This window comes from Arenibacter sp. S6351L, from assembly GCF_023016025.1.
In the GTDB taxonomy this organism is placed as follows: domain Bacteria; phylum Bacteroidota; class Bacteroidia; order Flavobacteriales; family Flavobacteriaceae; genus Arenibacter; species Arenibacter algicola_B.
In genome coordinates this window covers 253,771-261,023 of sequence record NZ_JALKBB010000004.1, presented here as the reverse complement: position 1 = coordinate 261,023, position 7,253 = coordinate 253,771, and the positions used below count along the sequence as shown (strand labels likewise).

Below are 7,253 nucleotides of genomic sequence, written 5' to 3'. Positions count from 1 at the left end.
AGATTGTAATCGCGTTGTGTCCGCTTATTACCTGTAATCTTTGAATGTTTCATAAATAAGTCGATTTTGTGTCAACTTATTTTAGGACGGGACTGTATAATAAATATGAGCCGCCTTTAAAAAGAGCGGCTTTTTTTTATTGAGATTCTTTTTAAACGTATTTTTGCGCCATGATAGCACTTGGAAAATATAACAATTTAGAAATACTTAGGGATACTACTGTAGGTCTCTTTTTAGGAGATGATGAAGGTAATGACGTTTTACTGCCCAATAAGTATGTACCAGAAGAATTTGAGATCGGAGACCACCTAGATGTATTTTGCTATCTGGACCATGAAGAGCGAATTGTGGCAACCACATTGGTGCCTTTTGTGACCGTTGAACAGTTTCAATTGCTCCAGGTTGCAGAAGTAAATGAATACGGTGCGTTTATGGACTGGGGGCTGGAAAAGCATTTGTTGGTTCCTTTTAGGGAACAACGCAATAAAATGCAAGAAGGTCAATGGTACGTTGTATACTGCTATTTGGATGAAAAAACGGATAGATTGGTAGCTTCCAACAAACTGGATAAATTTTTGTCCAATGATGAATTAACAGTGCAAGCACTGGACCAGGTGGATCTTGTGGTTACCAGACTGACCGATTTAGGCTGGGAGGTGATTATCAACCATAAGCACAAAGGATTGGTCTACTCCAATGAAATTTTCAAAAAAGTAGCCGTTGGGGACAAACTGAAAGGATATATTAAGAATATAAGACCGGATAACAAGATAGATGTTAGCTTACAACCTATTGGATACCAAAGTTTAGAGCCGGCGGCGAACCTAATTTATGACAAACTTGTTTCCAATGGTGGGGTCTTAAATTTGCACGACAAATCCGACCCTGAGGATATCAAACGAATGTTGCAGATGAGCAAGAAGACTTTTAAAAAAGGAATAGGAGCCCTGTACAAGGAACGCAAAATAGAAATTAGGCCAGATAGTATTAAGTTGCTATAATCGACTTGCTGTAAATAACAGTCTTTAAATTAATGGTGTCCAAATATTTAAGGATTTTAGTTTCAATTTTTTGCCGTTTTGCAACAAAAACCATTACTTTTACAACAACCATGTTTGAAAACATAAATAGTCGATTTATTTTTACTAATTTTAGTACTCATCCCCTAAACAATTAAGACTATGCCATTCATAGAGGAAAGTGATTTATTGGAATTGCATAAAGACATAGACAAGGCTCAAATTATAAATGAGCGTCTATTGGATCAAATAAAATACAAGAACAAAGAATTAAAGCGCAGTAAGATACAACGCAATCTATTTGGCAGTATTACCGTGCTTTTTTTAATTGGCACCCTGGCCATTTTCTCGTACAATGCGGGATTTATCAGGTCTTCCAATTATGAAAATAGGAATAACATGGGCAATAACCTGTTGGTGTCCATAGATAGCCTTGAGGTAATAAAGGCCAGAATAGATAATCTTAAGGAGCAAAACGAAGAACTTAGTTTGGTGAAGGAGTTTTATTTGGCCAAAAAGTTTCTGGATAAAGAAAAAATTTATTCAGTACAGGTTAAATCCTTTGTAGACAACAACATAACACTTGCTTCAGAATCACTTAACAATACGATATTTGTAAAAACCAATCCCTTTTATTCCTACTCCCTAGGAAATTTTGAAACCTTGGAAGAGGCCAGATCTTTTAGGTTCCAATTGGTGAAAATGGGTTTTGAGGATGCATTCGTAGCGTCCTACAAAGAAGGAAAGCGTTTAGAAATAGAAGACCCATATTAAATTGCCTAAAATTAAAGCATGGATTAGTGCGGCTCGTTTGAGGACACTCCCTCTTTCGTTGTCCGGAATAATTATGGGTACAGCACTTGGAAGCATGTACAGCCAATTTCGTTGGGACATTTTTGTATTTGCACTATTAACCACCGTCGGATTCCAGATTACTTCAAATTTTGCCAATGATTATGGCGATGGTGTTAAAGGCACCGATAATGAAAATAGGGTAGGACCCAAGCGCGCCCTGCAAGGCGGACAGTTGTCCCGGAACGAGCTTAAAATGGGGATTATTATTTCGATCGCTATATGTATCCTCTTCACAGTAGCCCTTTTATATTTCTCATTTGGCACCGAGAACCTTCTTTTCACCATAATCTTCGGAGCACTTGGAATTCTAAGTATATGGGCAGCCATAAAATATACCGTTGGATCATCGGCCTATGGATATAAAGGCTTAGGGGATTTGTTCGTATTTCTCTTTTTTGGCCTGCTAGGGGTAATGGGCTCCATGTTTCTTTATACCAAAGCGCTTTATACAGTGACTATTTTCCCAGCAGTGGCAATAGGCCTTTTGAGTACAGGGGTACTTAATCTTAACAATTTAAGGGACTATGAGTCCGATAAGAAATCCAGTAAAAACACCCTTATAGTAAAGATGGGCATTAAAAACGGAAAAATATACCACGTTTTCCTCATCATAATTAGTTTTATAAGCATGTTGGCCTTTACCTACATCCATTACGATAATTGGAAAAATACTATCCATTTGGTGGCATTTGTACCTATATTTATGCATTTAAACAAAATGTGGAAACTTAAGAATACGGTTCTACTGGATCCCGAATTGAAAAAGCTGGCATTGAGTACTTTTTTATTGTCGATTCTGTTTTATTTTAGTTTTAATAATTTTTCGTAATTTTGAGATAATAACCAATCAAATAAATACACTTTGGAACAACCAATTAGAATTCTTATTGTAGAGGACAACGTGATTATTGCTGATGATATGCAATCTATGTTGGAAGAGATTGGATACGAAATCGTGGACAATGTTATTGTTTACGAGCAAGCAGTTGAAGTCTTAAAAAACAAGGAAGTTGACCTTGTATTGATCGACATAATCTTAGCCTCCGATAAAACCGGAATTGATTTGGGCAAGCACATTAGGGAAAACTATAATATCCCCTTTATATTTGTAACGTCCAATTCCGATCGTGCCACCGTTGAAAATGCCAAGACCGTAAAGCCCAATGGTTATTTGGTCAAGCCATTTGAGCAGCAGGATTTATACACCTCCATTGAAATTGCGCTATCCAACTTTACTTCCGTCAAGAACAATGGATCATCGGAAAGTCAGGAAGAGGAAGATGACAGGCTAATGTCCAACAAGGTATTAAAGGATTCTATTTTCGTTAAAAAACAACATTTGTATTATAGAATCCAATTTGGGGATATACAGTTTATTAAAGCGGATAACGTTTATTTAGAGGTAAATACAGTAGATAAAAAGTTTTTGGTTCGATCTCCGCTCAAGGATTATTTGGAGAAACTACCGCAACAAAAGTTTTACAGGGCACATAAATCCTATATTGTTAACGTAGATCATATTGATGCCATTAACTCCAAGGATATCTTAATTAACAATACGCTTATTCCTATTTCCAAGGAATTCAAGGAATTTATTATTTCAGCAATGAATTCGTAACGAATAATTTTATACAAGAATACAAAGGTGCTTCAAGGCACCTTTTTTTATTACTACAACCTTTTACTCCATAGATTTAATCTTATAACTAAAGTGGAAATAACTTCGGTAACGGTGTCCAGGTATTAAACCAGAAACCCTGGCAAAAAGCCGGGGTTCTTTATACTATCGTCTTTCAATGGGCCTGTGGCTTTCAAAATACGGGTCTTACAAATAAAATTTAAAGTAGTTATTTAATCATACAGTACCTTTTACATTAAATTAAAGTGGCAGAATACTCCATTTCCCTCAATTTGGACAAAGCCTCCGATTTTGAGTTTACATTTAATTTCAGGTATATATTCTGTATATGAAAATTTACGGTACTCGGGGTAACAAATAAATTATCCGCAATTGTCTTATAAGTAGCTCCCTGACATAAATAATCAATAATCTGATTTTCCCTTTCAGAAAAAGAAGCATACGATTTTCTTTGGAACATAGAAATTATTTTCTTGGCTATATCGTTGCTTATGGTAGCACCTTCATACTTAATTGCATTCAGGGCATGGTACAAACTCTTTATGCCAACAGGCTTGGAAAGATAACCATTTGCCATATTTTTGAAGGCCTTTTTTACGATACCAAAATCACTTTGGCCACTTATCATAATAATTTTAACTTCAGGATCTTTTTTACGAAAGTGTCCAATACCTTCAATACCACAGCCATCCGGCATAGTAACTTCAGAAGCAATAATATCGGGCCGAACATTGTCGTAATCCAATAGCGCTTCCTTTACCGAAACATATATTCCTACAAGTGAATATTCCTCATAAGTTTCGAAATAATATTTGTAGGCATCGTGGAACGACAGGTCATTGTCTATAACAATAATTTTTAGAACGTTAGGTTTCATATCTTTTGGGGTTTGGGGGTATTTCTTTATGCTTTTATGCCAATAATAATCAAGTATTATGCTCAGAATTGATAACCACTTGATCCAAGTTAAGAACTATTGTTCCTAGAAGTGGAAAAGAAATATTTTGCTGGCTGTAATGCCGTTATAATTCCTTTGTTTTCTAAATTGGTAAGGGTAGGTTTTCATGCTTTGGTGATTTGGGATGTAATTAATATTTACTCTATTTCTGTTTTATGCTTTTATTGGAAAATATGGAACATGCAGCTAAACTTCATATTAAGACTGTAGGTAAATCTTAAACGATATGCTTTATCTTCCAATTCTTATTTTTAAAACTTAAAATTATGTTAATAAAATTTAAATATAGATATAAAATCTTGAACCTCCATAAAAAAACGATGTATTTTCCTACAAAATAAAATTGTAAGGGAGATTATGAATTATTAATAAAAATTAACCTATTTCACTGAATTATTATAACTACAATTGTATGTTGCTCACAGCCAAACCAATAGAGTATATTACTCAAATTGGAAGCCCAAGGGATTCAAAATTTATCAATTAGGCTATGTATCTGAAGGGTAGGAGCTGAGTATATTAATACACCAATAGTACACCACAAAATTTTCAATAAAATTTGCAAACCCTCTGTTTGTCTAGACTATCTATACAACACAGTCCTTCCAATTAGATTTTGACCTATTCAAAACGGTCAATTAGCTCATCCCCATCTTCATATAAGTTCTCGGCGGTTGCCGTGTTGTTATTGACCTTCATAATCCATTTTTCATTTAGATACTTACCATCCAAATCCGTGGTATAAGCCATTTCCGCCTCGTTTTTCTTATTGTAATCTGCCAAATACACATAATACAGGCCATTTTCCTTATTGAAAAATTGCTTGGCACTTATACCCTTGTGTTTTAGGTCGCTTATAAAGGAATCCACGTTTTCTTTATTCTTATAAACGTTGGCAATCAAATAATAACCTGTCTTTACCCCGGCTATGCCCGATTGCTGCTCCATCCTTATGGGTAATTTGGCATAATCTTTATTCTCAGCATTATTAATTCGGTATATGGTTTTTTCTTGTATATCGGTAACAGCAGTTTCGTATTGTTCACTATTTAATTTCTGAAGGTCGGTTTTCATATTCTGCTTTATTTCGTCTTTTAGTATTCGTACCAACATATCGAACCTCTTATCTATTTCCCTCTTGTTTGCAGATTCCAACGAGTCCTGTCTTAGTATAAGTCCATCCAATATTAACCGGTTTTCATAGGCAAGAGTATTTTGGCACCCTTCACTTTTGTCCACGTTGTCGGCATTGGCGGTATTAACAGTAAGGTTTATTATGTGATCTTTGGAGTCATCATTTTTGGCGTATTGATTTTTAAGCAACTCCTTTAAGAGCAAGTGATTTTGGTATGCCAATGCACTCTGACATTCGCAATTGCTATTGCTACCATTATCATCGCCAGAACCCAACCTTAACATATCGTTCCCGGAGCCCGCGCTAACGGTATAATCATCAATTACTTCTGAATATTCAGAATCATTTAATTTTATGTTTTGATCCCTTCGCTGTATTTCAGCTTTCAATTTCTTAATCTCTTTCTCATAGTTCTTGACTACTGGGTCCGATTTTCTCTTCTTAGTTTTACTTGAGGTGGGTTTTCTATAGGTCGAATTTACTATTGGTCTCCTGGTATCCCCAAAGTCATTTTTAAACGTGTATGCCAAGGATAGTTCGTGGTTCCAACCAAGGCTGGCACCGTATTTTAAAAAATTCTTTTCAAATACATATCCAAGGGTCATCTTTTTTCCAAGATTAAATCCCAGACCTACAGACAGGCCGTACCTATCATCAAGGGTAGACTGTAGCCATCCATAATCCGGTAAGTCCAACAATACCGATCCCGCTATAGAAAAATTCTCCTGATCATCCCTATGGACCTGTAACAACGGCATAATCCTACCATTGGTAAACAATCCTCTCCTGGCGTCTAGCTCATGTGTATATTGGAGCGAAGCTTTTAGGGTTTTGTCGCTAAAATCCGTGATAACACTATTGGTCGTTTGATTATAACTAATGAGGTCTTGGGCATACAGGCCAAAATCGAACTGACCTATGGAGAGTACGGCCCCAGGCTGAAGTGCCAATCTAGTCTCTTTTCTGGCATCCAATATTTCCGGGTCGTTTTCTGAAGCTATAATCCTGTTTTTATCTATTCCTGCATTGAGATAGGTGATATTGGTTCCGAAACTTAAATTACTATTCCGACCTAATTGTACCGAAGTGGCATAATTGGCGTTTATTCCAAATTCCTGCATAACACCCGCCCGATTGGTATAAATACCAATTCCCATGGCGGTATTATCGTTTAATTTGTTGCCAAATCCCAGAAAATAATTTTGATTATTGTCGTTAAAGGTGGCATACTGATTTTGGTGTAGAATATTTACATAGGATTTGTTTTCCCTTACCAGTGAAAAAGCGGGATGAATTAAAAACCTATTGAAGACCAATTGGTTGTGATAGGAGGTAGAGGAATTGAAATCGGAATCGGCTTCTTGACAAAGCACGGCATCATTGCAGAGTACAATGCAAAATAATATTAGGAGTAATACCTTCTTAAAAATGGCACCTCTGCAGTTCATCCAAGGGGAAAAATTTATGTTAATCCGATTATAATTAGTTTCTTATAATCATATAGTGCGTGTCTCTCGCTAAACTTGGATCATTTATCTTAAGTTGACCGCAAACCTGGTCGGGGCTTTAGAAAAATTCAATTGAAATGGTCCAAAAAAATATAGAGGACCAAATTACAAATATGTAAGTAAATTCCTACTGTTAATT

Annotated in this window: 6 protein-coding genes; 4 read left to right on the top strand and 2 right to left on the bottom strand. The window is 35.9% G+C overall.

The window, feature by feature from the left end; translation table 11 throughout:
• The first annotated feature begins 170 nt into the window (after positions 1–170).
• The 4 genes from MWU82_RS05605 (at position 171) to MWU82_RS05590 (ending at position 3,492) form a co-directional block, all read left to right on the top strand.
• Positions 171–1,001, top strand: a complete 831-nt coding sequence (locus MWU82_RS05605; protein WP_247095540.1) for a S1-like domain-containing RNA-binding protein — start codon at positions 171–173, stop codon at positions 999–1,001.
• A gap of 180 nt (positions 1,002–1,181) precedes the next feature.
• The gene (locus MWU82_RS05600) at positions 1,182–1,793 is read left to right on the top strand and encodes an SPOR domain-containing protein (RefSeq protein ID WP_215948306.1); all 612 of its coding nucleotides are present in this window, start codon (positions 1,182–1,184) and stop codon (positions 1,791–1,793) included.
• 1 nt (position 1,794) lies between these two features.
• Positions 1,795–2,703: a 1,4-dihydroxy-2-naphthoate octaprenyltransferase gene (gene menA / locus MWU82_RS05595; RefSeq protein ID WP_247095538.1), complete on the top strand. Its 909-nt coding sequence runs from the start codon at positions 1,795–1,797 to the stop codon at positions 2,701–2,703.
• Positions 2,704–2,736: 33 nt separating this feature from the next.
• Complete coding sequence (locus MWU82_RS05590; RefSeq protein ID WP_215948304.1) at positions 2,737–3,492, top strand: response regulator; 756 nt, start codon at positions 2,737–2,739, stop codon at positions 3,490–3,492.
• Between the two features lie 256 nt (positions 3,493–3,748).
• Here MWU82_RS05590 and MWU82_RS05585 read toward each other — a convergent pair whose 3' ends face one another.
• Positions 3,749–4,390: a response regulator transcription factor gene (locus MWU82_RS05585; RefSeq protein WP_215948303.1), complete on the bottom strand. Its 642-nt coding sequence runs from the start codon at positions 4,388–4,390 to the stop codon at positions 3,749–3,751.
• 702 nt (positions 4,391–5,092) lie between these two features.
• A complete protein-coding gene (locus MWU82_RS05580; protein ID WP_247095536.1) occupies positions 5,093–7,054 on the bottom strand; it encodes a PorP/SprF family type IX secretion system membrane protein in 1,962 nt (653 codons plus the stop codon).
• Positions 7,055–7,253: the final 199 nt, after the last annotated feature.

What these genes read in the sequence shown, in the direction of transcription:
- MWU82_RS05605 (WP_247095540.1), top strand. Translation starts at nt 171, where the DNA reads ATGATAGCACTTGGAAAATATAACAATTTAGAAATACTTAGGGATACT.
- MWU82_RS05585 (WP_215948303.1), bottom strand. Translation starts at nt 4,390, where the DNA reads ATGAAACCTAACGTTCTAAAAATTATTGTTATAGACAATGACCTGTCG.
- MWU82_RS05600 (WP_215948306.1), top strand. Translation starts at nt 1,182, where the DNA reads ATGCCATTCATAGAGGAAAGTGATTTATTGGAATTGCATAAAGACATA.
- MWU82_RS05580 (WP_247095536.1), bottom strand. Translation starts at nt 7,054, where the DNA reads ATGAACTGCAGAGGTGCCATTTTTAAGAAGGTATTACTCCTAATATTA.